Here is a 24,909-nt window from a genome sequence, read left to right on the forward strand (position 1 = left end):
AGAAAAAAGCTTCACGATGGTGAAGCTTTTTTTAATTTCTATTTTTGAGGAGAACCCAACCTTTAAAATCTCTACCATCTGGTAACGCAATGTGATACCAATAAGTAGACGTAGGTAATTTTCTACCATTAGATAAGCCATCCCAACTCAAAACTCCTGATTTATCTTGTCTGAAAACCAAATTTCCATAACGGTCATAAATACTCAAAACACTCTTCTCTGCACCGAAAAACGCTACATCTGTAATCATCCAAACATCATTAATTCCATCACCATTTGGCGTAAAAGAATTAGGAAATTGAAGAACCAAACCATCCTTAGTTTCGCCGATGCAGTTATCATCTTCGAATCTAACATAAAAAGTAACTTTTCCTTTCGGTAAATTGGTAAAAAGATTGCTTTCTTGCCAAGAAATTCCGTCTATAGAATATAAAATTTTCTTACTTCCCGTTGCAATTACGGTATAATCATTTCCATTGGTTTCTAATTTTGTGATTACAGGAATTTCCTTTTCTAGCACTTCAAATTCATCTGTAAAAGAACAACTTTTATCATCTGTAATGGTAAGTGTATATTTACCCGCAGCTAAATTAATAACCGCATTACTGCTTGAAATAACTGTTCCTACAGCATTTTTCCATTCATAAGTGACGACATTAAATGGATAAGAAGAAAAATCTGGTTGTAAAAACGGTAAAACATCTTTCGGGCAAATCCAGAAATTCTCTATATCAAATGCTGGAACTTTATTTAAAACCAAATTAATTTCCGCATAATTAGGACAAGTTGTGCTTGAAATAATTTTGACAAAAAATTTAAAAATTCCTGAATTTTCATCAAACGAATAAGCATTTGGATTCACGATTTTCTTTGTGGAACCAGCTTTTAAATCAGAGAAAGAAAGATAATATTCGAAAGTTTCATCACTGGTTTTCAATTGATTTTCAAAAACGGTAAGATTAATAGTTTCTTTGCCATCATTTACAGCATCACAAACCGAAAGCGTGAAACTCCCTTTATTTACAAAAGGTTGCAATACAAAATTCACCGTGGTAGTCTCTGCGCAATTTCCATTAATTTCGGCTTTCAATGTAATATTTGGTTGTGCATTATTAATGGTATAATTCATCGCTTGAGCTGTAGTAAGCGCTACTCCATTTTCATAAAAGGTATAGGTTGCATATTGTGCTGCTTCGGAATTGGTGAGAATGTCATTATCTAGATTAGCATCGGTATTCAAACGATTGAGCCAATCTATCAGGTTAAAAGTGTAAACTCCATCTAAATTATCATCGCAAACTGAAATATCTTCAATGACATTAAATTTTATATTTCCAATAATTTTCAAAACAACCTCACCCACATAAAAACAACCATTGATGGATTGATATCTTGCATAAACTGTTTTAAAAGGTGTGGTAGCTGGTAATAAATAATTTTGCACGTCTGCATCGCTTAAATAATTAGTATTCGCAATGTCAAAAGCGTCATTTTGATTTTCAAAAAATCGAACTTCTCTTATAAAATCTGCAAAATTAGGATTTCCCTGATTTTCGTATAGTTTAGGAATCGCTTCACTTAAATCAAAACTCATGGTTTGCGTTCCAGTCGCATCACATCTCAAAATGGTGGTAGATGGAGCTAACTTTACCTGAGTATACGCTGAAAAATCAAACACAAAACGCAATTCTACTTTTTTAAGACAACTGCTTCCATCTAAAGTAGAAATTCTGAGATAAAAAGTGGTATTTCCAGCAATGGTAATCGGTTGAGACGGGTCTACAATCAGTGAATTAAACACGCCAGAAACTGGGAAATAATTTCTAAACCATTCGAATTTATAATTGGCTAAGTTTCCATTAAAAAACTGTGAATAATAATCGGTAAGTTTTACTTTTTCTTCATTATTGTTAAAATGGTCACACTTCAAACTGACGACTAAATTATCCGTAATTATTCCTTGAATTTCTGACAATTGAAACGTAATTTCTTCCACATTAGAGCAAGAAGGCGCTAAAGAAGAATTAATCACGGCGTAAACAGAAACAGGAGTATTGGTAACATTAAGCGTAGTAATCACATTGGTAAGTGCTGCATCACTGTAATAGGTAACAGTAGGCTTCGGATTTTGATTCCACTGTGTTCCTAGAATTTCTATATCATAATTGCTTAACGTAATATTTGCATTTCCAGGACTATTGGTAGCACAGACAAATAGCTTTTTCTTCTCTGCAATAGGTTTGAGAATATGATAATTTAATTTTTTTACCACATAACAACTGTCGTGAACCAAATATCTTACAAAAAATTCTTTTGTGCTGATGTTATCTGGTAAGATTTGGTCTAATTCTGCGGTAGTCAATCCAAAATTGGTTACATCATTAGCTGTAGTCGTATTATAATGAAAAGTTTGAGTGATTCCAGAAGTAGGTGTAATCACTTTGATGACTGCATCTGCATCATTTTTCAAATTCACGAGTTCATCTCTATTTTTTTCGCAGAGATAAATATCTGCATCTTCGGTATCATAAATCGTTGGAGAATCCGGGACAACATCAGTATCTGCATCAGTTACATTTAAAATAATTCTGTCAAAAATCACTTTAACGGTAAATTTCAATACCGAAAAACAAATTCCTTTACAAGCATCTGTTTGTTGATATTCTATTCTCGCAAACAAATCATAAGTGTAATCTTGCAACTCTTGACCTTCTCTGATAAAATCTAAAGGATTTACATTTTGTAAAGCATTTTCTTCTGTTTCAAAAACACTAATTTTAAAAACATTTTGGTCATTAGAAAAGACGATTCCACGATTTTTAAGTTCTTTTTCCCATTCGAAAGGCTCGATATAAATAGGATTGCTGCTAGAAATAATATCACAAATTTCATGAATAGAATTCATCTGAATTGGGGTAGAAACCACTGATGGAGCACTAGTAAAAACTACAGAAATAGGCCCAAAAATCTGTGTACCGCATTGAGCTGTGTTATATTTTACATAAATTTTAGAAGCCGAAGTGAGGTCTGCACTGGTTACTTCTGCAGGATTATTGTCTATGGTAAAACTTACAGAACCTGCGAAATTGGCATCAAACAATTGACAATTTAGTCTAGACAACTGAAAATTTCTCTCTATTCCATCATTGTTTGAATCACAAATTTCTACCGTGTTTTTGAGCAAAATATTATTGAGCAATAAAAAACTCAAATTAGAAATGGTAAAACAACTTGCATTGGTTGCGCTTTCTACTCGTACAAAATATTTCTGCGTAACGTCTAAAGGCAAACTAGCATCTAAAAAATTTGCATTTCCAGCAAAAGCATCGGCTCCATCGAGATAATATTTAAAAACAAATGGAGAAATTGCTGCGCCATGAATGGTTAAATCTGGATTAATATCTGCTTGATAAAAAATATTCGTAGAAGAATTACAAACTGGTTTTACAAAATCTTTGGCTTGAGGATAACTCGGATCAAAAGTAATCCGAATATCATCTGAATGCGTAATCACTACACCATTAGAAAGCGTATAATAAGCAGTAGCAGTAATGGTTTCGTTCTGCACAGAGCATAAATCTATTGAACTATAATTAGTATTAAAAACGGTAGGTAAAGCTTGTGTAGCAGAACCGCTCCAAATAATACGTTGTGGTTTTATTACATTTCCCGAAGGTGAAAATCTGTAGGCTTCTTGAGTAGCTGACCAAATTCCTGTATTTCTATTAATGGGCGCAATTCCGTTTCCTGAAGCATTATTAATCCCAATAAGTGATTCTCTAACCGTCGCTGAAACATCTGGCAAAGGTTTTTCTGCAACATAAACATCTATTTCATTCGTCAATTCATATAACACAATCTGCGTAGTGCTTCTCTGTGTGGTTCTGGTAATTTCTCCGTTGTTAAAATTGATAATTAATTTTCTACACGGCGAAACACCTTCTACTCGATAACTTACATTTCCTACTCTGTCTGTAAAATCTAAATCTTGATAGACTCCAAAAATAGATTTTGTAGGCAAATAGGTATTGGGAATTTGTTTTCCCGTAATATCTGCAGCACTGTAATCACCAACTGAATAGTTTTCATTAAAACTTACAAAGCCATTACTACTAATGATTAAAGACTGTACATTTTCGCCATAATAATTAAAAGAAAAAGGCTTATTTCCAAAAATGGAAGCATCATTAAAAGCTATTTTAGCTAAATATTCATCGTCTTTATAGCCTAAAATCGTTCCAGTATTGGTATCAATGTTAGGAAAAGGGATGGCAGAAACCGAATATTGATTGGTATCTCTAATATCGGGAAAAGTAATATTCAGCGGAAAACATTTAGAAGAATTGAGCGGATAATTACACGTAATAGTAACATCAGAATTTCCTAAAGCATCTTTAATCGATGGACATGACTGAGATTTTATTACTGCATAAGGTAGTAATACCAATAAGAATAGTATAATCTTATTCAGTCTCATTTTCACTTTTTATTCCAATCAAATTTAAAGAATTATAACGAAATAACCACTACAATATTTTACGTAAAAAAAGCCGAGAAAATTCTCGGCTCATTTTTTATCTTCTTTCGTAATATCTTGCTCCAACTAAAACTGGGCTTTCTTTTTCTACTTTTACCAATCCAAATCCTTTCCAATCTGGATTTACAGAAGTACTGAGTTTTTTTCTATGTAAATTTTCATAAGTATCAAAATCTATTGCTCTGCGCTGATTCAGCACTTCAAAAATATTCCATTTTTCTACCACAGATTTCCATTCGCTCCCTATTTTCCCAGCAAAAACTTTAGATTTACTTCCGCTTCCGTAGGCTAAAAACCCTAGTTCTTTTCCTGCTAATTCTTCCCCATTTTCATAAGAAACTTGGAAAGCAGAAAGTAGCGCCATAAAAATAGAAGCGGTGTACATATTCCCAATTTCTGAACTTGCACGTTGCGTAATTTCTATTTTTTCGGCAACTAAATTTTTATATTCATCGGTTTGAGCGATGGCTTTTATATCATCAGAAGTAGTGGCATTCATTCCGTTTTCTAAGCCGAAAATTTCGGTAAATAATCTCTTCCCGTGGAATGCATACGGAAGGTGGAAAATCAAAAATCGCCAATTTTCATAAGGCTTTTCTTTTCCGCTTTCTTCTTTGTAATGTTGATAAGCTTCTCTAATTCTATCTTGGTAACATTGATTAGAATATTGACCGTCAAAAACAGGTTCATCTGTAAAAATTTCTACTTTTTCGGCAAAGGTTTCTGGTAAATTCTGCACCAAATCTTTAGTGGTTTCTCTTCTTGGTTTAAAGAAATCAAAAACGCTTTCTGTAGCGATTCCAAATTTATTTTCAATTTCCAACAATGTAGGATTTGCCGATACCAAAACTGCAACTGCACCACCACCTTGCGTATATTCACCAGTAGAAGCCAATTCATATTTCGCATAATCAGAAGCAATTACAATGGCTTTTTTCTCAGGATTCGCTCTTACAAAATCAAGAGAATTGTGCAACGCATCTACAGCACCTACACACGCAAAAGTCATATCTACTACGTCACAATTTTTGAAACATCTCACTCCAAATTCTTTTTCTAGTTCTTTTTCTACCATTTGCATGGCATAAGTAGCAGTAGGTTTTGCAGCATCTAGCGAAGATTCTGTTCCTAAATAAATTCTAGAAATTTCTTTGGGGTTTATTTTATAATCTTGTATGAGTTTTAAAAGTGCTTCTGCGGCAAAAGTGGCTGCGTCTTCGTGTACATCCGGAAAAGCCATCCTCTTCAACCCTAAACCTTTTTCTAATTTTGCAGGTTCTATTCCTCTTTTTTCGGCTAAATCCTTAATTTCTAAATATAAACTTGGCACAAAAAAACTTGCCGCTTCGATTCCGATTTTCATCATAATTCCTCAATTTTTGTACGAATTTAACGAGTTGAAAATTCCTGACAAAAGAATTATGCTAAGAATTTTGTTTTTTATTTTAAATCTAAATAATTTTTAGCATCAAAAAAGCCCTTTTTACAAAAAATGTAAAAAGGGCTTCAATTTATTAAAACAAATTAATTAGTTGCTGTAAGAAGTAATCGCTTTATTCAGCATTTCTATTTGAGTGTTTAGACTGGTGCTTGAAGGGTTCTCTCTAAATAGTTTCATCTTTCTTTCTAAGCCTTTTTTTAGCATTTGTACAATCATCATTTTGGCTTGTACATTATCGCCAATTTGACTTTTCGCTTGCCCTAAAACTTTCGTAAGATTGTGTACTGCTTTTGTATTATCAGAATCCATAATCCAATTGAAACCTTCTTCTGCGGGTGCTGCTAATGTAGGATTTTGAAACCCAATAAAAGGATAAAACGCTACAAGAGACGCAATATTTGGCATTTGAGCAGTGATTTTATTTTTTACAATCACCGGCAAAAGTGTCATCACTAAATCTTCCGAAGCGCTTTCCAAATCTATTTTTTCGGCATAATTTACTACTTTTTCAGGAGCAACTTGAGCAATTCCAGAAAGTGAATTTCCTTTCACCGAATTAGATACTGCATTGATTCCTTTTTCAAATAATGGTAAATATTTAGGGTTTTTAGTTTTTGCTAAAACACCGATTGCAGCTCCTTTCACCAAATTTTTATCATCATTTTGCGCTAATTTTTCTACATCTGCCAAAAATGATTTTGGATCTTCTGGTAAACCTTCTAATGCTAACAATCTATTTCTGTAAAACTTATCTTTCAAAGCTGCTGCATATAATTTGTCTGCAAACGGATTTTTAGAAACTTGGTCTTTTGCTTCTTCTATAGCCGTGTATTTGCTGTACAAATCTTTAGCAGTAGTGTATTGTAAAAATAATTGTTCTGGAGTTTTGTCTTGTTTAATATCGCTTAGCAATAAACCTTCAGGATTTGCATTAATCAATTCAGGATTTTTAGTCGCATCAAAAACGAAGTCATTTTTCGCATTTGCCGTTACCCAAACTTCTTTTCTAGAAATTTTACCATTTTCTAAAACATCAATCGACAATGGAAACTCAAATTTTTCTTCTTGTGTCTGAGCAACATTTACGGTGACTTGTTTTTTCATCGGGTCAAAAGTAGATTTTACTTCTAACTTAGGATAACCTTTACCGAAATACCATTGATTAAAGAACCAGTTTAAATCTTTTCCCGAAACTTTTTCCAGAGAAAGTCTCAGTTGATGCGCTTCTCCAGTTCCATATTCATTGGTTTTAAGATAATCTGAAAGTCCAGCGAAAAACGCATCATCTCCCAAATAATTTCTTAGCATGTGTAGAATTCCGCCACCTTTATTGTAAGAAACGCCATCAAACATGTCTTCTCTGCTTTCATAATTAAATCTCACTAAATCTTTACCAAAATTTCTTGGGTCTGCTTTAGAATTTCTGAGCGATTTTAATCTTTTATAATCGGCTTCGTCTTTTCCATACTTGTATTCGTTCCAAAGATATTCTGAATAATCTGCAAAACTCTCATTTACCGTAAGATTACTCCAACTTTCTGCGGTTACCAAATCTCCAAACCAATGGTGGAATAATTCGTGAGCGATTACATCTTCCCATTTGTTTTCGTCTGCTAAATCACCCGCTTTTTGTTGTGCAGATTCTTCGTGAATTACTGCGGTAGTATTTTCCATAGCACCAGAAACGTAATCTCTGCCTACAATCTGTGCGTATTTATGCCAAGGAAAATCATAGTTTAATTTTTTAGAAAAGAACTCTATCATTTCTGGAGTATTCCCAAAAATTTGTTTTGCATAAGGCTCATATTCTTTTTCTACATAATAATCTACGTCTATATTTCTCCATTTATCTTTAATCATGGCATATTCTCCTACTCCCATGAAAAACAAATACGGAGCGTGTTTTTTGTCCATTACCCAATGATCTGTTCTCAGGTTTTCGCCTAAATTTTCAGAACTTTTTAAAATTCCGTTAGAAAGGGTTACATATTGTTTAGGAACCGTCATGTAAATTTCCTGCGTGGTTTTCTGATTGGGTTTATCTATTGTAGGAAACCAACAAGAAGAAGATTCCGTTTCACCTTGAGTCCAGATTTGTGTAGGTTTATCAGCATCTTTTCCTTGAGCATTGATGAAATAAAGTCCTTTTGCATCATTAATGGCAGCAGAACCTTTTTGTTTTACTTCATTAGGTCTCGCTACATATTTGATATAAACGGTATAATCTTGATTTTTTTGGTAAGTTTTATCCAAAGAAATTTTTAGAATATCTTCTTTGTAATCATATTTCAAAGGAGTTCTTGCACCATTTTTTTCTAATGCTACCTCATTAATAATCATTCCTTTAGCATCTAAAACCAATTCATTGGAAGCATAAAAAAATGGAGAAGCGGTAATCCAAGCTTCGCCGTTCATTTGTTCTTTTTCAAAATTGAAATTCACACGCAATTTGGTGTGTTTCAACTCTGTAGATTTGGTATGAGTAGCTCTGTAAACACCAGTTCTGCCAGAAGTTTCGGTTTGTGCAAAAGTGAAATTGTCAGTAGAAAAAAGCCCTAAAAATAAGGCTGCAATGAGTAGTTTCTTCATTTTAAAATTTTGTATTTCGGTTAATTAGTCCCATTTATGTACTCTTTGTTACGTATAAAAACTTTGCCAAAGTTAAAATTATTCTCAAATTAACTTTGGCAAAATCCTAAAAAAAAATCAAAATTTACTCTCTAAATCTTAGAGGAAATAAATTTTGATTCTCAAATATTTAATGAATTATCTTTTAAATCGCAACTGGCGCTTTAATTCCAGGATGTGGATTGTAATTTTCTAACGTAAAATCTTCAAAATCGAAATCAAACAAATCTTTAATTTCTGGATTGAGTTTCATAGTTGGTAATGCTCTAGGTTCACGAGAAAGTTGCAATTTTACCTGCTCAAAATGGTTGTTGTAAATATGAACATCACCGAAAGTATGCACATAATCTCCTACTTCTAATCCACAAACTTGTGCCACCATCATACACAGCAATGCATAACTCGCGATGTTAAAAGGAACGCCCAAAAATACATCAGCACTTCTTTGATACAGTTGCAATGACAATTTTCCATCTGCTACATAAAACTGAAATAACGCATGACAAGGCGCTAAAGCCATATTGGGAATTTCTGCTGCATTCCAAGCAGAAACGATAAGTCTTCTAGAATCTGGATTTTTCTTGATTTGCTCTACTACTTCTACGATTTGGTCTACCACTTTTCCATCTTTGCCTTCCCAAGTTCTCCATTGTGCTCCGTAAACTGGACCAAGATTTCCGTTTTCGTCTGCCCATTCATTCCAAATGGAAACACCATTATCTGTGAGATATTTGATGTTTGTATCGCCTTTTAAAAACCAAAGCAATTCATAAATAATAGACTTTAAATGCACTTTTTTGGTCGTTACCAAAGGAAAACCTTTAGACAAATCATATCGCAATTGGTAACCAAAAACGCTTCTGGTTCCTGTTCCTGTTCTGTCGGTTTTATCGGTTCCGTGGTCTAAAATATGTTGGAGTAAATCGAGGTAGTTTTGCATAATGGTTTCAATATTCTTGGTTCTAAGTTCTGAGTTGACTTCTACAAATTAATGAAATTTTTACCAAATATTTTTGATGAATTGATTTAAGTTATTCACAATGAATGCATCGCCTTCTTTTTTACCATTCATGGCTTTCGCTAAAGGAGATTCTGCTGAAATGATGAATATTTTTTCTTGGTTAAAACTCAACTCGCCTAAAGAAACTGCAATGAAAAATTTGCCTTTATCTGTTTCCACCAAACTTCCTAAATTGACGGTTTTATGAGAAATAGTCTGAATATTTTTAAGAATCTGTTGAGATTTCAGTTGTTCATTCAGTTGAAGCTGAAGGTTATTAATTTCTTGCTGAAGCATTTCTCGGGAAGTTTCATACTTATCTCCCATAGAACTTTTGGTATCATTATTAGAAGCTCTGGTTTCGGCAATGAGTTGCTCTAATTTCTGAATTTTTTCAGAAATTTTTTGTTTTACCAGTTCTAAAAGTTCAGCTTTGTTCATGAGTAAATGTTATTAAGAATACTACCCTTTTTGCGTTTAGAACGCAGAAAGGGTTTGTTGAATTAATTAAAAAATTGAATTTAAAAAATCATAATTTTTATGACACAAAACAAAATTTTCAACATCATCAAATAATTCAATTACTTCCTTTCTTTTTAATTTAGTTTTAGCATTTGAAATATGAGAATTATAAGAACTCCATTTATAATCTTTTGGCTTTTCTACTAAATTATGTTTCAAAGGATTAGTATTAATATACAGAATCACTTGTCTCAAATAATGATTATCAGAAATTCTTTTTCTTTCAAATCTTTTTTCGAAAAGGCTTCCTGTTCTGGCATATTTTTTATTTACAGCCTGTGAATAAGCATTTAAAAAATGTGAAAACTGTCTAGAAGCAGAAACTTTTTTTGGCTTTTCAATCGTTGAAAATTTTAATTTATTAATTTCAATTTCATTTTTCTCTTTTATCCTGACTAAAATATGAAAATGATTATTTAACAAACAATAAGCATAAATGTCTGCGACTGGAAAAATATATTTTGTAAGAAGTTTAAGAAAATAAGCATAATTTTCCTCTGAAAAGAAAATCTTTTCACTGTTATTTCCTCTGTTATAAATATGATAGAAATATCCTTCTTCAATTTCATCTATTTCCATATTCAAATATAAAATTATTTCTATAAAAACAACAAACCCTTTCTGCGTTTAGAACGCAAAAAGGGTAAGTCTTTCTATTAACTTTCAAATTGTTTTATTTCTCAAAAACAATATGTTCCCACTTGTACATTTCTATGGTAGGTTTTGTATCAAAATCTGTGGTTAAACCAGAGAAAATACTTTTGAATTTTCCTTTTACCGTTTCGTCTAAAATCTGCACTTTCAAATGTTGAGCATCTGATAAATTAAGGATTACCAAAACTTCGTCATTTCCATTTTTTCTAAGATAAGCAAGAACTTGATCTGGAGCGCTGGTTTTCAAAATTTGGGTAGTTGCTTGATCATCACCTCCTCTCAAAGCAGGATTTTTAGATTTAAGTTCAAATAATTTCTTGTAGAAATTTTCTAATTTATTTTCACCATTCCAAGGAATTGGATCTTTCTCGAAAAATTCTAATCTCTTATTTAACAATGGTAATTCTTGACCGTTGTACATCAAAGGAACACCGTTCCAAGTTGCTGAAAATACGGCTAATGTTTTGGCCATTTCACCATACTTTTCATATTCTGTTCCATTCCAAGTATTTTCGTCATGATTGGTGGTAAACCAAGCTCTCAGGCTTTTGTTTCCGATGGCAGAATACTGTGACAAAAGATTCGTTAAATCTGTAATTGGTAATTTTTTCTGATAAAATTCTTTGGTTAGGTGCATCCATTTCCAGCTGTAACTCGCATCAAAAACTGTTGCATAATCTGGATTGTCTAATTCATCATATTCTCCTAACCAGAAAAGTGGTTTTATGGTTTCAACTTCTGGTTTTGCTTGTTGCCAGAAATCTACTTCTACCCAAGAAGCTAAATCACATCTAAACCCATCAATATCCGTTTCTCTTACCCAATATTTCATGGCTTCAATCATGGCTTCACGCATTTTTGGGTTTTGATAATTGAGCTCTATAATGTCATCCATTCCAGAAGCGATTTGGAAATCATTGGTTTTAGGATCCATCAAATAAAAGTCTGGATGCGTTTTGGTCCAAACATGATCCCAACCCGTATGATTCGCCACCCAGTCGATGATGACTTTAAAACCCATTTTATGGGCTTCATTTACCACACTTTTGAAATCTTCTAAAGTCCCAAATTCTGGATTGATAGAGGTATAATCTTGTGCAGCATATTGACTACCAAGTGTTCCTTTTTTATTTTTTTGAGCAATAGGTGTAATTGGCATAAACCAAAGTGTTTCTACGCCCATTCTTTTAAGTCTTGGTAATTCTTTTTCTACAGCTTTGAAGGTTCCTTCTTTAGAAAATTGTCTTACGTTTACTTCATAAATGTTGGTGGTGTGTTTCCAGTCAGTTGTCATTGTTTTCTGATTTTGTAAAGCGCTGCAAGAGATTAGTGACAAGCCTAACATTGCAGATAAAAATAGCTTTTTCATAGTTGAAAATTTTAGCGAAACAAATGTAGTGATTGTATTCTAAAACCAATAAAAAAATCCGGAAAACTTTTCCGGATTTTTATCATAAATTTCAATATTATTTAATCATCTTCCCCTCCTTCATCGATAAAATCATCACCAAAACCATCATCTTCGTCTTCGTCTTCCGTAGCAAACTCGTCATCAAAATCATCTTTAAAGTCTGCGTCTAAATCTCCAAAATCATCATCCATGAAAGCTGCCGCAACTGATGCTTTGCCAGAAGCGCCACCAGATTTTCCTGGAGCCTTTAATGGAACGTTACCAAATCTAAAAACGGTAATAGGATAATTTACAGCAGGTTTCTCGTCTATAATCTCTACCAATTCACAGAAAAATTCCCATAAATCAATTAGACCATACTGAAACTGCACTTTGTCTCCTACTTCTTCGAAGGCTTCCATCAGATAAACATCTGACATAATTTCTCCGTCACCATCATCGCTCATGTCTTCTAGTGGAACGGTTTTTACTTCCATTCCTTCTTCGTCTAGAATTGTGAACATAGACAATTCGTCACCTTGCAAACTGAAAGCACTTTTAATCCCGTTATGTAAATTCCAAAGGGTTTGCTTTTCTTTAATTTCAATATCTCTAAAAATATTGTCTTTTGAATCTAGAATTACTCTAATTTTATAAACCATATTTTACTTTTTACTAATATTTAGAAGCTAATTGTATTAAAGTATTTTTATTGATTTTGATGTTTAAAATTTCGGTTACAAAGATAAAACAAAAGAAATTTGACTTTCTAAAAAAATAAATTTTTATTCAAAAAAGTTTTTATTAAATTCCCAGCGTTTTCTGGTGCCAATATACAGAAATAATTAATACTACAAAGCTTTTTCTAGATAAAAGGTGAAGAGCGTTCCTTCCAGATATTTGCTTTCTACAGTAATACTTTGATGGTGAGCTTCTAGAATATGTTTTACAATGGCAAGACCTAGTCCAGAACCGCCGTCTTTACGGTTTCTGCTGGTTTCTACCCTATAAAATCTTTCGAAAATTCTAGGCAAGACTTCTGGCTTGATTCCCATTCCGTTATCTTGCACGATAATTTTCACTTTTTCTTGCTCAGTTTTGGTGATTACTTTAATCAAAGCTTCTTCTCTATTAGAATAATGAATGGCGTTTGAAATAAGATTGGTAAGTACTTGAGAAATTTTTTGCTTGTCTGCTCTTACCATAATAGCACTTTGCGAGGTTTGCAAAACTAATTTTGCAGATTTTTTATGCGCTTCGATTTCTAATAAATCGAAGATTTCTTTTGTTAAAGCATTGATATCAAAAACAGAATAATTGATAGAAATTTCTGCGGCTTCGTATTTAGAAATCTGGTCTAAATCGGTGACGATGTTCAGTAATCGTTCTACAGAATTTCCTATGCGTTCTAGATATTTATCTCTAATGTTTAGATTTTCTACAGCGCCATCTTTCAGTGTTTCTACATAACCTTGAATGGAAAAAAGTGGCGTTTTAAGCTCATGAGAAACATTCCCGATGTATTCTTTTCGGTAATCTTCCATTTCTTTCATCATGTCGATTTCTGAAACGTTTTTTTGGATTCTCTCACCTAATTGTTGGAAATTTACATTTTCCTCCTCTTGAAGAATATTTTCGGGGAGAATATCAGAAATTCGCTTAATTTGTTTCTTTCCGTAAGAATTAAAGAGTAATTCTAACACGAAATAATTAAGCAATGCTATAAAAACGAGACTGATACTTAAATAAAAATAAAAAGACTGTGTATCTGCAATCACTTTTTCTTGCACATAATTGAAAGCCAAGGCTACAATTGCCATAGCGCAAGTAAGAATACATGCTGCAAAAAGCGAAAGTCTATGAATTTTCATATTACATTTTCTGAGAAAAAGGTAGAATTACACTACTAATTTGTAGCCAATTCCTTTGAGAGTCTGTATAGAATTATCTCCTAATTTTTCTCTCAATCTTCTGATGTGTACATCTATGGTTCTTTCTCCTACAATCACATCATTCCCCCAAACTTTGTCTAAAATTTCTTCTCTTTTAAAAACTTTTTGGGTATTAGAAGCTAGAAGATAAAGCAAATCAAATTCTTTTTTCGGGAGTAGGAAATGTTCGCCGTTTTTGGTGACTTTAAAATTATCTTTATCAATCACTAAGTCGCCTAGTTCTATTAATTTAGACTGTTCTGCAACTTGAGTAGTGAGTTGTAAAAGTGCATTAACTTTAGAAATAAGCACTTTTGGCTTGATAATTTTTACAATGTAATCATTAGCTCCTGCATCAAAACCTGCTAACTGAGAAAATTCTTCGCTTCTAGCAGACAAGAAAACAATCAATGTTTTTTGAAGTTCTTTTATTTGACGCATTTCTTGGCACGTTTCTATCCCATCTTTTTCTGGCATCATTACATCTAGTAAGATTAAATCTGGGATAATTTCTTTGGCTTTTACGATGCCTTCATTGCCATTATTAGCTGTAAAAACCTGATATCCTTCTTTTTCGAGGTTGTATGACAAGATTTCTAAAATATCTTGTTCATCATCTATTAAAAGAATCTTTTTTCCTTTCATCTATACATTTTAACCTCTCAAAATTAATGAAAATTTACATTGGAAACACGAATATTTAAAACTTCACAATAATTTAACATAAAAGAATTTTTGGTAAAGATTTATTAAAACAAAATTAATTTTTGCTAAACCAGACTTGCACGTGTTTCTTTATTTCTTTGCGCCAAATAAGAAGTAAAAAAATGAATTACAGAAAAATAAGTTTAGCAGCCCTATTTTTATTGACTTCGCAACAAGTGGTTTTCGCTCAAGTTACCAAAACAGATTCGGTAAAAACCAAAGACGAAAAAGTAATAGAAGGAGTTCAACTGAGAGGAAATGCCAATAAAAAATCTGAAAGCGCAATTTTAGTAGAACAGAAAAAAGCCATCATCCAAAAGCAAAGTATGGGAACAGAAGAAATTTCTAGAAAAGGAATTTCGAATGTAGAACAAGGTCTTACTAAAGTGACGGGAATAAACACTGTAGACGGAAGAGGAATTTTTGTACGCGGCTTAGAAGAAAGATACAACACGCTACTTATCAATAATTTAGGTTCTCCATCTAATAACCCTTTCCAAAAAATTATTGCTCTAAAACAATTTCCTACAGATGTGGTAGGTAAATTAAATATCTATAAAACATTCAATGCTAACTTATACGCAGATTTTGCAGGAGCAACATTTGACATAGAAACTCTTACTTACGAAAAGCCTTTCAGCAAAGTAGAATTTTCTGTAGGAGTAAACTCGGTGAGTAGTTTTAGAAATTTCAGGATTTCTGAAAATGCTAATACCATGAAAGGTTATGTAGGTCTCAATTCAGAAGATCGTAAACTACCTTCAGAAGTTAGAGGGTACATCCCAGAAAATTATCAATTTACGAAGGATGAATCTATTCATTCTTTTAAAGATTCTTGGAATGTAGATGTGGTAAAATCTTTACCTAATACCAGCATTGGTTTTACTACTGCCCAAAAGTTTAGAGTAAATGATACTTCTAGCCTTGGTTTACTATTTTCTATTAACCAAGGAAGCAGTTATGAATACAGAAATGGTAAAAAGAACCAGTTTGTGTATAACGGGAACTCTATTATTCTGAATAATAACTTAAATAAAACCCAATACAATTACGAAATAGAATCTTCGGCTTTACTTGGTTTAGGATTTAAATCTCAAAAAACAGAAATCAACTTGAATGCAATTTTCTTACAGAATGCAGACAATATGATTCAGGATTTCAGTGGATATAGAAACAACCAGATCCAAGCGCCAGAATTCTTCCGTGTAAATCAGTTAGATATTTCTAGATTTACAGATGTGCAGCTTTTTGCTTCTCACAAAATCAATGAAAGAAACCAAATTAGAGGTGGAGCAAGTTGGGTAAATAACCATTTTTCTCAGCCAGATAGAAAAATCTTTAACGGAACTCCAGTTAATGCAAATAATGAAACCGAAATTTCTTATGGTGGTAATAATTTCATCAGACAATATCTAGATGTAAACGGTAAAAACTATTTTTCTGGATATGCAGAATATGTGCTAAATCTTGGTGAAAAATCTGGTAAAGAGTATCCTTATACTTTTACTTTAGGTTACAACGGATTTTTTGACAAAAGGTCTAATTCTTACCGTTTCATCTTCGGAAGAAATAATACCAATGCTGCAGGAATTATGGTGGATATTGATAATCTACAAGACACTCTTAATCAATCCATTCAAAACAATGAAATCTATTTCCAAGAAAGTGCTTGGAATTTTGAATACAGAAGTTTTATGTATCAATTGGTGAATGCTGGTTATCTTACATTCAACTATAAACCTAATCAAAATTGGGATATTTTACTAGGAATGAGAGCAGAAAGCAATACGAATCTTACCCGTTATAAAAACTCAGATTCATTGCCTAATTCGCCATTCATAAACCTAGAAAGAAACCAAACCTTCATTCTCCCAAGTTTATCGGTAAAGAAAACCTTAAACAATTCTTCTAACATTAGATTTTCTGCAAGTAAAACCATTACCAGACCTATCTTGATAGAATACATGCCGATTACATACATCAATCCTGACAACGAAAATATTATCGGTAACAAAGATTTAAAAAACTCAGAAAACTACAATTTAGATTTAAAATATGAAGTTTTCCCTACATCTAAAGAACTTTTTGCAGTAAACCTTTTTGCTAAAAAAATAGACAATGCTATTGAGAGATCTTTCGTAGCTTCTGGAAATTCTAACGGACAAACCATTACTTTCTACAACGCAAAACACGCCATTCTTGCAGGAATAGAATTAGAAGGAATTTTTGCCCTGAAAAGAATTCACGAAAATTTAGAAAAATTCTCTTTGGGAGCTAATGCTACTTTAATGTATTCCGAAGTAAAAAGAAGTGCAGCACAATCTGGTGAAACAGATGCAGAAGCTAATAGAAAAAGAACTCTACAAGGTGCAGCTCCTTTTACCATCAATGCAGATATAAAATATGAAACCAAAAACAGAAACAATTTCTCTAGAACAGCTTCATTAGTATATAACGTTACAGGAAAAAAAATCTATGGGGTAGGTTTCAGTAAATTAGATAACATCTACGAAAAACCATTCCATCAATTAGATTTTGTGTACAGCAATCAGATTAATAAAAACTGGAACTACAAATTCTCTGTACAGAATATCTTAAATGATACGTACAAACTAGATTTAGGCGAAAACAGCTTAGTAACTGTAGACAGTAATTCATTAATCATGACTGATTTCAAACGCGGAACTACTTATAGCTTAACCGTAGGATACAGTTTTTAATCCTTAAACCAATATAATTCGTAACTCAATAAAAATAATAAAATGAAAAACAAATTTCTAGCAATCGCATCTCTTACTTTATTTTTAAGCATTACTTCATGTACGATAGAAGTAAGAGAAGATAATGACATCCCGAAATCTGACAATGTTTTCACAGGAAATACTATTTCTGGAACCATTACTAAAAATACTACCATCAAAAAAGGAAATTATACATTAGAAGGAATTGTAAAAGTAGCAGACGGAATTACCTTAACCATAGAACCGGGCGCAGTTTTTACAGCTAAATCTAGCGTTGGTACAAGTTTAGTAGTTCTAAAAGGTGGCAAAATTGATGCTCAAGGAACTGCTACGGAACCCATTATTTTTACCTCAGATAATAAAAAACCAGGAGATTGGGGAGGAATTACCATCTACGGAAATGCGCCTATAAAAGCTGCAAACGGTGCTTCTACTGCATTATCTGAAGACGGAAACAACCAAACTTATGGCGGAAACGATGCCAATGATAACTCTGGCGTAATGAAATATGTAAGAGTAGAATACGGAGGAAGAAAAATTGGAGATGGAACTTCTGAAACCAATACCATGACTTTCTATGCAGTAGGTGCAGGTACAATTTTAGAAAATCTAGTCGCTTACAAAGGAACTGATGATGGTTATGAATTTTTCGGAGGTACGGTTTCTGCAAGCAATTTAGTCTCTTACGGAAATTACGATGATGCTTTTGACTGGCAAGATTCATGGAGCGGACAAAACAATAGCAACTGGTTTGCTTATCAAACTTCTATTGGTAACTTCGGGATGGAAATAGAATCTTCTTCTAATGCAGACAATACTGCTCCTAAAATCTCTGGAATTACCTTAATTAGAGAAGCAGGAACCAACCCAGAAGTTGCAGGTTCTGCAGAAATTTCTGCCATCCAATTCAAGAAACAAGGTTCAGGAATTTTCACCAATGTATTTATCGATGGTTATAAAAACTTAGGCGGTAAAAATGCATTTGCCGTTCTTATTCAAGATGCAGGAACAGAAACGGCTCAAGTTTTAACCAATAAGGTAAAAGTTTCTCCAATTTTTGTTCAGAATTCAGACAATTTTGGAAATTGGGGCTATGCGTTTACTTCTACTCAGCCAAAAACGTACACTAATGATAACACTGTTAAGAAAATCTCTTTAACTTCAGGAGCTTGGGCTACTGTAAATGGTGTAGATTTATTAACAGCACTTAAATAATTTCTTCTTATTTAAAAACCGTTTTTTGATTTTAACGAATGCGCCCCGAAAAAATTTTTCGGGGCGTTTTTTTATCTAAATTTTTAAATCGTAAATCTAAAATCTTAATTCGTCAATCAAAATTATTCCTCGTCTTCATATTGCTCCAGATAATAGGCAAAAGTAAAATCTTCTACCTCATCTTCCGCATCTTCTAAAGTAGTGAGTAAATCTTCGAAAATTTCTAATTGCTCTACACTCATATTAACAAATTCTAAATGTAGAGGCATTTCTAATTCGCCTGTAATCACATCAAAAAGCGCATCGAGATTATCCCCGAAATGCTCTGGTAAAGTCAATTTTTCTTTCAGTTGAGCATAAAAATCCTCGTAATCACCAATTTCTAAAAAATCTATATATACTTCCATAATTTTATTTCAATTTTCAAAGTTAGTAAACTTTTATTTATCAAATTTCCAATGTTTACTTATTAATACTATTTTACAATTTTTGCAGAAATCTGTTTCTTCATCTGTATGATTTTCACCTTCTGCATCTCTCATAAAGCATGTTTTTTCTGGACAATGTTTTAAACCTTGTGTATGTCCTAATTCATGAATGGCAATCTTGTAAAATTGTTCATTTCTATTTTTAGAATTCAGCCTAAAACTTGAAGCTACACAAGCAGAACCAGGTCTATAACCAAGTCCCATAATCCCGAAATCTGCAATTTTGCCTTTGGTTGCACTAATATCTTTATTGGTTAAACCAATAGTGACAGAATTTTCAGGTGTTCTCAATTTTAAAAATTTAATAATAGAATCTGCTCTGTACCGGCTTCTAGGTTTGTAATAACTATTTTTAGGGAACTTTATAGGCTCCAAAACCTTAACATTAGGATAAATCTTTTTGATGTTTTCGGAAATTTCTGACAATTGTTGAGGTTTTATATCTTCAAAAGGTTGAATAAGAATGGTGACAATTTCTTGATTTTTTATTACATTTTCTTTTGACTTTTCACAAGAAAAAATCAATAAAAACAATAGAATATAAAAAATATATTTTTTAAAAACCTCCATCTTCCACCATCCAACTTCTATCAAATTATTTTTCCTCGAAACTTCTGTAATGATCAAACGTCACGAAAACCAAACCATCATTAGAAAAAACTACTCTATCTGCATTTCTATTGCCGCAATTGTAATTAAGGTCTGCTTCGAAATATTTTCGTCCAGATTTTGTAGGAAGAGATTTTTGTCGATTTGTCCAGATATCACCACCAATAGCCTTTCCGGGAGCAACTTCGCAAAGATTTCCTTTGCTTGGAACCCAACCCATAGATTTTGCTTCTGATTTTGTGATGTAATAATCGGGCAATTCTCCATGTTCTTTTAGATATTTCACCACCAATTCATCATTGGTAAGTTCATCAATATTATTCTTGGAAGCATTATTATCATCAGAAAAATCAGACTTTCTTTCCTCAAAATTGTCTTGATTTTTCTTTGAATTATTTTCGTAAGAATAAGAACTTTCAGATTTCTGATTGTCAGATTTTCTGTAAGAAATTTCTGAATTTTCTGATGTGTCTTTTTTCTCGATTTTATAGTTATTGAAAAGATACATCAATAACAATCCTGCCACGAAAGCCAGAAAAATATAAAGTAACGATTTTTTGTTTTGCATAATTATGTTTTCTCAGTTTTTGCAGCCCGACTTGAGTGAAGCTCTTTTTTATTTTTTGCAAAAAAATAAAAAAAGCGGGAGCGGAAGGCGGAAATAGCTGCCCAAATAAACAAATTTTTAATTAACTTCTCCACTCTTCCGGAATATCGCATACCGGAATTGGATTCATTTTATGTTGTGCTGCTTTGTGCATTCTGCTGAAAATTTTATAAACTTCCAAGTCTCTTCCAGAATAATCGCTTTCGGTTTTGGTTCCCCATTCTTTTTGGATTTTTTCCAATTCAGGATAAGTAGCTCCAATTTGTTGCTCATCGGTTCTATCTACATCCCAAAGTCCATCAGTTGGAATGGCATTTTTAATAGATTCTGGCAAATCTAAAGCTCTTGCCAAAGCATACACTTCGGTTTTGTACAAATCTGCAATCGGCGAAACATCTACTCCACCATCTCCGTATTTCGTGTAAAAACCAATTCCGAAATCTTCCACTTTATTCCCAGTTCCACAAACTAAAAGTCCATTGATTTGTCCGTAATAATACAAAGTGAGCATTCTCAATCTGCTTCTGGTATTGGCAAAAGCTAATTTTTCCGCAGGAAATTCATTATCTTTTACATCAAAAGTTTTGTATAACGCTTCGAAAGGTTCATTTAAATCTACTGAGAAACCTTCCACATTTGGAAATTTATTTTTTAGAAATTCTATATGCTCTAAAGCACGAGAAGCTTGATCTTTTTGTTGACGAATTGGCATTTCTAGAGCCAAAACTTTAAGTCCAGTCATGGCACAAAGTGTAGATACCACACCAGAATCTACTCCACCCGAAACTCCAATTACATAACCTTTTACTCCTGCTTTTGTAGCGTAATCTTTTAGCCAAGAAACTATTCTTTCAATTATTTTTTCTGATTGCATTTTATTGTATTTTTGCGAAACTAATTTTTTGTAAAAATAATGAAGTTTTTTAGATTTTTATTGATTTTTTTAGTTTCAATTTCTTTCTTAATTTCTTGTGAAAAGAAAAAAGATTTTGAAAAAAGTAGAGTTGTGAGATTTCATTATGGAGGTTATGGAGATAATGTTAATGGATTTATTGAAGGAAAAGCAATCAAAATTGTTACTTTAGATAAAATTATTGGAGCAGGAAAATTTGAAGTTGAAATAAATCATTCAAAAAGAATTATTGTAAAAACTGATTTAGATGGAAATTATTTGATTAAAATTCCTAATGGAAATTATGACTTAAAATATATTTTAAAAGGATATCAACCAATTATTATTAAAAATTACAAATCTTTTGAAGACCAATTTACAAGAATAGATGTGAATTTTGAACAAGGAAACGAAACACAAATATTTAATGCACCAAAATGGGAACAATAATTATGAAAAAAACAATCACATACTTTTTACTTCTCGCATTTTCTTTCGTACTTTTTTCTTGCAAAAAAGAAACAGAAAACCGTTGGAATGTAGAAATTAAAACTACTGAACCTGTAAAAATTACTGATATTTCTGCAGCTTTTTATAATGATAAAATTCCTTTTCAGAATTTCAAAAAAGATTTTGGTTTTTTCTTGGCGCCACAAGTTCCTGATGCTACTTACGAGAAAAAACGTGCAGATGCCATCGAAAAAAGAGTCTATAAAGATGCTCTAAATAAAAATAATCTGGCGAATTTAGAAAAACAATTGGCTGCACTTTTTGCTCACATAAAATACTATTTCCCTGAATTTAAAATTCCACAAGTTTACGTGTTTTCTTCGGCTACAGAATTGTATGAAGAACCTATTTTGTATGTTCCAAATAAAGGTGTACTTTTCATAGACTTATCTGCATTTTTAGGCGAAAAATCAGAATTTTATGAAGGGATAGATGTTTACATGAGAAAAGAAATGACGCCTCAAAACGTTTTGCCAAAAGTAGCAGAAACCATTGCTGCAGATTATGTTCCTGCAACTCCAGACCACAATAAATTTTTGGACAAAATCATCAATTTTGGAAAGTTAATGATTCTCCAAGACGCTTTTCTTCCTGAAACGATGGATCAATACAAAATACATTATTCTAAAGACCAACAATCTTGGGCGATTTCAAATGAAGAAAATATTTGGAATTATTTTGTAGAAAACGACCTGCTTTTTAGCGATGACAATAGATTAGACGAAAGATTTTTGGCAAAAGCTCCATTTTCTAAATTCTACACCGAAATTGATCCAAAATCTTCACCAAGAGTGGGTGCTTTTATCGGTTGGCAGATTTGCAGACAATATTTAGAAAAAAATCCTGAGGTGACTTTGCAAAAATTCTTGCATTTACCTGCAACAGAAATATTTAACAACAGTAATTATAAACCTAAAAATTAAAAAGAGATGCGAGATGCGTGTTACGAGGTAAACTCGGAACTCGAAACTCGGAACTCGAAACTCCAAAAAATGAGACAAACACAGATAACAATTAACGTAGAATTAGATGAAAACCACGTTCCAGAAAAAATGACTTGGAATGCTCAAGATGGTGGTGTAGAAAATCAAGAAACCAAAGCCACCATGATTTCAGTTTGGGACGAAAAAGCAATGGAAGCATTACGCATCGATTTATGGACTAAAGATATGCCTGTAGATCAAATGAAAATGTTCCTTCATCAGATTTTTGTTTCTCTTGGTCATACTTATCAAAGAGCAACTGGCGAAGATGATGTAGCCGAAAAAATTCAAGAATTTGCGGAAGATTTCGCTTTTATGAGTAAAATTAAATAATGTGATAATTTGTGAATGAGATGATGTGTTAATTTTATACATCATCAAATCAACAAACCAACTAATCAATACATCAACAAATGAAATTCAATACTAAAGTAATACACGGCAATCAAAGCCACGAAAAAGTAACAGGTTCTGTAAACGTTCCAGTATTTTTAACATCTACATTCGCACAAAAATCTCCAGGAGAACATTCAGGTTACGAATATTCTAGAGCGGCAAATCCTACTAGACAAGCGTTAGAAGACGCACTCGCTTCCATAGAAAACGGAGCTAGAGGTTTGGCTTTTGGTTCTGGTTTAGCAGCAATAGATTGCGTTTTGAAATTATTAAATCCAGGAGACGAAATCATCGCTGTAGACGATTTATACGGAGGAAGTTATAGAATGTTTACCAGACTTTTCGAGAAATATCAACTGAAATTTCACTTTGTAAACTTAGAAAATCCAGAAAATATTCTTCCGCTGATTAACGAAAAAACCAAATTGGTTTGGCTGGAAACCCCAACCAATCCTTTAATGAAATTAGTTGACATTCAAAAAGTTGCAGAACTCATCAAAGGAAAAGATATTCTTTTAGCGGTGGATAACACTTTTGCAACACCTTATATTCAGACTCCATTAGATTTAGGTGCAGATATTGTGATGCATTCTGCTACCAAATATTTAGGCGGACATTCTGATGTTATTGCAGGAGCTTTAATTGCCAAAACTCCAGAATTAGGAGAAAAACTTCATTTTATTCAGTTTGCAAGTGGCGGAATTTTAGGACCTCACGACTCTTATTTGGTTTTGAGAGGAATTAAAACTTTGGCTTTAAGAGTTCAAAGACATTCTGAAAACGGACAAAAAATTGCTGAATATTTACAAAATCATCCAAAAGTAGATAAAGTCTTTTATCCAAATTTAGCGAGCAATCCTCAGTTAGAATTGGCAAAAAAACAAATGAAAACTTTCGGCGGAATGATTTCTTTTACTTTCAAATCGGGTAAAAAGGAAGATTCTATCCAATTTTTAGAAAAATTGAAAGTCTTCACTTTGGCCGAAAGTTTGGGAGGTGTAGAGTCTTTGGCAAATCATCCAGCTTTAATGACTCACGCTTCTATTCCTGCAGAAAAACGTGCAGAATTAGGCATTACCGATGATTTGGTTCGTTTAAGTTGCGGTATTGAAGATGTAGAAGATTTAATTGCAGATATAGAACAGGCTTTTAATTAAAAATCTATGTTGACGAGAAAAGCCACTTTAGAAGATTTACCACAACTGTCAAATTTATTTGACCAATACAGAAGTTTTTATCACAAGGAAAGTGATATTGAAGGTGCTGAAAATTTTCTAAAAGAAAGATTAGAAAACCAAGATTCTGAAATTTTCGTAGCAGAAGAAAACGGTATTTTGACCGGTTTTACTCAATTATATCCTTTGTTTTCTTCAACAAGAATGAAAAGATATTGGCTTTTAAATGATTTATTCGTCAATGAAAATCACAGAGGAAAAGGTCATTCTAAAGCTTTGATTGAAAGCGCAAAAGAACTTTGTATAGAAACAAAAGCTTGCGGAATTCTTCTAGAAACCGATAAAACCAACGAAATTGGCAACCAACTTTATCCGAGTTGTGGTTTTGAACATTATAATTACGCCAATTTTTATGAATGGACTAATCCTATTTAATCTTTGATTTTGGATTTACGATTTCTAACAGAATAATGAAAAATTTTAAA

21 protein-coding genes are annotated in these 24,909 nt (G+C 32.7%); 7 read left to right on the plus strand and 14 right to left on the minus strand.

The features are described from left to right. Positions 1-31: 31 nt before the first annotated feature. The 10 genes from EB819_RS07990 to EB819_RS08035 all read right to left on the minus strand — a co-directional run bounded on the left by EB819_RS07990 (position 32) and on the right by EB819_RS08035 (position 14,748). Positions 32-4,477, minus strand: coding sequence for a T9SS type B sorting domain-containing protein (locus tag EB819_RS07990; RefSeq protein WP_069797775.1), 4,446 nt, complete (start codon positions 4,475-4,477; stop codon positions 32-34). 97 nt (positions 4,478-4,574) lie between these two features. Beyond that, the gene (locus EB819_RS07995) at positions 4,575-5,900 is read right to left on the minus strand and encodes a hydroxymethylglutaryl-CoA synthase family protein (RefSeq protein WP_069797831.1); all 1,326 of its coding nucleotides are present in this window, start codon (positions 5,898-5,900) and stop codon (positions 4,575-4,577) included. A 165-nt stretch (positions 5,901-6,065) separates the two neighbouring features. Next, the gene (locus EB819_RS08000; RefSeq protein ID WP_069797777.1) at positions 6,066-8,567 is read right to left on the minus strand and encodes a M1 family metallopeptidase; all 2,502 of its coding nucleotides are present in this window, start codon (positions 8,565-8,567) and stop codon (positions 6,066-6,068) included. A 184-nt stretch (positions 8,568-8,751) separates the two neighbouring features. Further along, positions 8,752-9,546, minus strand: a complete 795-nt coding sequence (locus tag EB819_RS08005) for a thymidylate synthase (RefSeq protein WP_069797779.1) — start codon at positions 9,544-9,546, stop codon at positions 8,752-8,754. A 60-nt stretch (positions 9,547-9,606) separates the two neighbouring features. Continuing rightward, positions 9,607-10,047, minus strand: a complete 441-nt coding sequence (locus tag EB819_RS08010) for a GreA/GreB family elongation factor (RefSeq protein WP_069797781.1) — start codon at positions 10,045-10,047, stop codon at positions 9,607-9,609. Positions 10,048-10,113: 66 nt separating this feature from the next. After that, positions 10,114-10,707: a transposase gene (locus tag EB819_RS08015; RefSeq protein ID WP_069797782.1), complete on the minus strand. Its 594-nt coding sequence runs from the start codon at positions 10,705-10,707 to the stop codon at positions 10,114-10,116. 94 nt (positions 10,708-10,801) lie between these two features. Next, positions 10,802-12,151, minus strand: a complete 1,350-nt coding sequence (locus tag EB819_RS08020; protein ID WP_069797784.1) for an alpha-amylase family glycosyl hydrolase — start codon at positions 12,149-12,151, stop codon at positions 10,802-10,804. Between the two features lie 101 nt (positions 12,152-12,252). Then, positions 12,253-12,834, minus strand: coding sequence for an IS1096 element passenger TnpR family protein (locus EB819_RS08025; protein WP_069797786.1), 582 nt, complete (start codon positions 12,832-12,834; stop codon positions 12,253-12,255). A 189-nt stretch (positions 12,835-13,023) separates the two neighbouring features. Continuing rightward, on the minus strand, positions 13,024-14,043 hold the full coding sequence (locus tag EB819_RS08030) for a sensor histidine kinase (RefSeq protein WP_069797789.1): 1,020 nt from the start codon (positions 14,041-14,043) through the stop codon (positions 13,024-13,026). A gap of 27 nt (positions 14,044-14,070) precedes the next feature. Continuing rightward, positions 14,071-14,748, minus strand: coding sequence for a response regulator transcription factor (locus tag EB819_RS08035; RefSeq protein WP_069797791.1), 678 nt, complete (start codon positions 14,746-14,748; stop codon positions 14,071-14,073). 182 nt (positions 14,749-14,930) lie between these two features. Here EB819_RS08035 and EB819_RS08040 point away from each other — a divergent pair, with 182 nt between their 5' ends. Together EB819_RS08040 and EB819_RS08045 are read left to right on the plus strand one after the other, a co-directional pair. Then, positions 14,931-17,528, plus strand: a complete 2,598-nt coding sequence (locus EB819_RS08040) for a TonB-dependent receptor plug domain-containing protein (RefSeq protein WP_069797793.1) — start codon at positions 14,931-14,933, stop codon at positions 17,526-17,528. A gap of 42 nt (positions 17,529-17,570) precedes the next feature. Next, positions 17,571-18,764 carry a beta-helix domain-containing protein gene (locus EB819_RS08045; protein ID WP_069797795.1) on the plus strand — a complete coding sequence of 398 codons (1,194 nt, stop codon included), beginning with the start codon at positions 17,571-17,573 and terminating at the stop codon, positions 18,762-18,764. 122 nt (positions 18,765-18,886) lie between these two features. Here the strand turns inward: EB819_RS08045 and EB819_RS08050 are convergent, their stop codons facing one another. From EB819_RS08050 to nadE, 4 genes are all read right to left on the minus strand, one after another. Further along, the gene (locus EB819_RS08050; RefSeq protein ID WP_124878722.1) at positions 18,887-19,174 is read right to left on the minus strand and encodes a barstar family protein; all 288 of its coding nucleotides are present in this window, start codon (positions 19,172-19,174) and stop codon (positions 18,887-18,889) included. A 30-nt stretch (positions 19,175-19,204) separates the two neighbouring features. Then, positions 19,205-19,822, minus strand: coding sequence for a matrixin family metalloprotease (locus EB819_RS08055; RefSeq protein WP_069797833.1), 618 nt, complete (start codon positions 19,820-19,822; stop codon positions 19,205-19,207). Between the two features lie 25 nt (positions 19,823-19,847). Continuing rightward, entirely contained in the window at positions 19,848-20,429 is a 582-nt protein-coding gene (locus EB819_RS08060; RefSeq protein WP_069797799.1) for a ribonuclease domain-containing protein, read from the minus strand. Positions 20,430-20,550: 121 nt separating this feature from the next. Then, positions 20,551-21,342 (minus strand): NAD(+) synthase, encoded by a 792-nt coding sequence (nadE, locus tag EB819_RS08065; RefSeq protein WP_069797801.1) that lies wholly within the window; start codon positions 21,340-21,342, stop codon positions 20,551-20,553. Between the two features lie 39 nt (positions 21,343-21,381). Between nadE and EB819_RS08070 the strand changes: the two genes are divergently transcribed. The 5 genes from EB819_RS08070 to EB819_RS08090 all read left to right on the plus strand — a co-directional run bounded on the left by EB819_RS08070 (position 21,382) and on the right by EB819_RS08090 (position 24,859). Continuing rightward, positions 21,382-21,810, plus strand: a complete 429-nt coding sequence (locus EB819_RS08070; protein WP_069797803.1) for a hypothetical protein — start codon at positions 21,382-21,384, stop codon at positions 21,808-21,810. A gap of 2 nt (positions 21,811-21,812) precedes the next feature. After that, entirely contained in the window at positions 21,813-22,793 is a 981-nt protein-coding gene (gene gldB / locus EB819_RS08075; protein WP_069797805.1) for a gliding motility lipoprotein GldB, read from the plus strand. Between the two features lie 69 nt (positions 22,794-22,862). Next, positions 22,863-23,186 carry a gliding motility protein GldC gene (gene gldC, locus EB819_RS08080; RefSeq protein WP_069797807.1) on the plus strand — a complete coding sequence of 108 codons (324 nt, stop codon included), beginning with the start codon at positions 22,863-22,865 and terminating at the stop codon, positions 23,184-23,186. A gap of 80 nt (positions 23,187-23,266) precedes the next feature. Further along, a complete protein-coding gene (locus EB819_RS08085; RefSeq protein ID WP_069797809.1) occupies positions 23,267-24,406 on the plus strand; it encodes a trans-sulfuration enzyme family protein in 1,140 nt (379 codons plus the stop codon). A 6-nt stretch (positions 24,407-24,412) separates the two neighbouring features. Continuing rightward, positions 24,413-24,859 carry a GNAT family N-acetyltransferase gene (locus EB819_RS08090; protein ID WP_069797811.1) on the plus strand — a complete coding sequence of 149 codons (447 nt, stop codon included), beginning with the start codon at positions 24,413-24,415 and terminating at the stop codon, positions 24,857-24,859. Positions 24,860-24,909 lie beyond the last annotated feature (50 nt).

The sequence above is a fragment of the Cloacibacterium normanense genome, from assembly GCF_003860565.1.
In the GTDB taxonomy this organism is placed as follows: Bacteria; Bacteroidota; Bacteroidia; order Flavobacteriales; family Weeksellaceae; genus Cloacibacterium; species Cloacibacterium normanense.

Coding starts and splice junctions, on each gene's coding strand:
- EB819_RS07990 (WP_069797775.1), bottom strand. CDS start 4,477: ATGAGACTGAATAAGATTATACTATTCTTATTGGTATTACTACCTTAT.
- EB819_RS07995 (WP_069797831.1), bottom strand. CDS start 5,900: ATGAAAATCGGAATCGAAGCGGCAAGTTTTTTTGTGCCAAGTTTATAT.
- EB819_RS08000 (WP_069797777.1), bottom strand. CDS start 8,567: ATGAAGAAACTACTCATTGCAGCCTTATTTTTAGGGCTTTTTTCTACT.
- EB819_RS08005 (WP_069797779.1), bottom strand. CDS start 9,546: ATGCAAAACTACCTCGATTTACTCCAACATATTTTAGACCACGGAACC.
- EB819_RS08010 (WP_069797781.1), bottom strand. CDS start 10,047: ATGAACAAAGCTGAACTTTTAGAACTGGTAAAACAAAAAATTTCTGAA.
- EB819_RS08015 (WP_069797782.1), bottom strand. CDS start 10,707: ATGGAAATAGATGAAATTGAAGAAGGATATTTCTATCATATTTATAAC.
- EB819_RS08020 (WP_069797784.1), bottom strand. CDS start 12,151: ATGAAAAAGCTATTTTTATCTGCAATGTTAGGCTTGTCACTAATCTCT.
- EB819_RS08025 (WP_069797786.1), bottom strand. CDS start 12,834: ATGGTTTATAAAATTAGAGTAATTCTAGATTCAAAAGACAATATTTTT.
- EB819_RS08030 (WP_069797789.1), bottom strand. CDS start 14,043: ATGAAAATTCATAGACTTTCGCTTTTTGCAGCATGTATTCTTACTTGC.
- EB819_RS08035 (WP_069797791.1), bottom strand. CDS start 14,748: ATGAAAGGAAAAAAGATTCTTTTAATAGATGATGAACAAGATATTTTA.
- EB819_RS08040 (WP_069797793.1), top strand. CDS start 14,931: ATGAATTACAGAAAAATAAGTTTAGCAGCCCTATTTTTATTGACTTCG.
- EB819_RS08045 (WP_069797795.1), top strand. CDS start 17,571: ATGAAAAACAAATTTCTAGCAATCGCATCTCTTACTTTATTTTTAAGC.
- EB819_RS08055 (WP_069797833.1), bottom strand. CDS start 19,822: ATGGAGGTTTTTAAAAAATATATTTTTTATATTCTATTGTTTTTATTG.
- EB819_RS08060 (WP_069797799.1), bottom strand. CDS start 20,429: ATGCAAAACAAAAAATCGTTACTTTATATTTTTCTGGCTTTCGTGGCA.
- nadE (WP_069797801.1), bottom strand. CDS start 21,342: ATGCAATCAGAAAAAATAATTGAAAGAATAGTTTCTTGGCTAAAAGAT.
- EB819_RS08070 (WP_069797803.1), top strand. CDS start 21,382: ATGAAGTTTTTTAGATTTTTATTGATTTTTTTAGTTTCAATTTCTTTC.
- gldB (WP_069797805.1), top strand. CDS start 21,813: ATGAAAAAAACAATCACATACTTTTTACTTCTCGCATTTTCTTTCGTA.
- gldC (WP_069797807.1), top strand. CDS start 22,863: ATGAGACAAACACAGATAACAATTAACGTAGAATTAGATGAAAACCAC.
- EB819_RS08085 (WP_069797809.1), top strand. CDS start 23,267: ATGAAATTCAATACTAAAGTAATACACGGCAATCAAAGCCACGAAAAA.
- EB819_RS08090 (WP_069797811.1), top strand. CDS start 24,413: ATGTTGACGAGAAAAGCCACTTTAGAAGATTTACCACAACTGTCAAAT.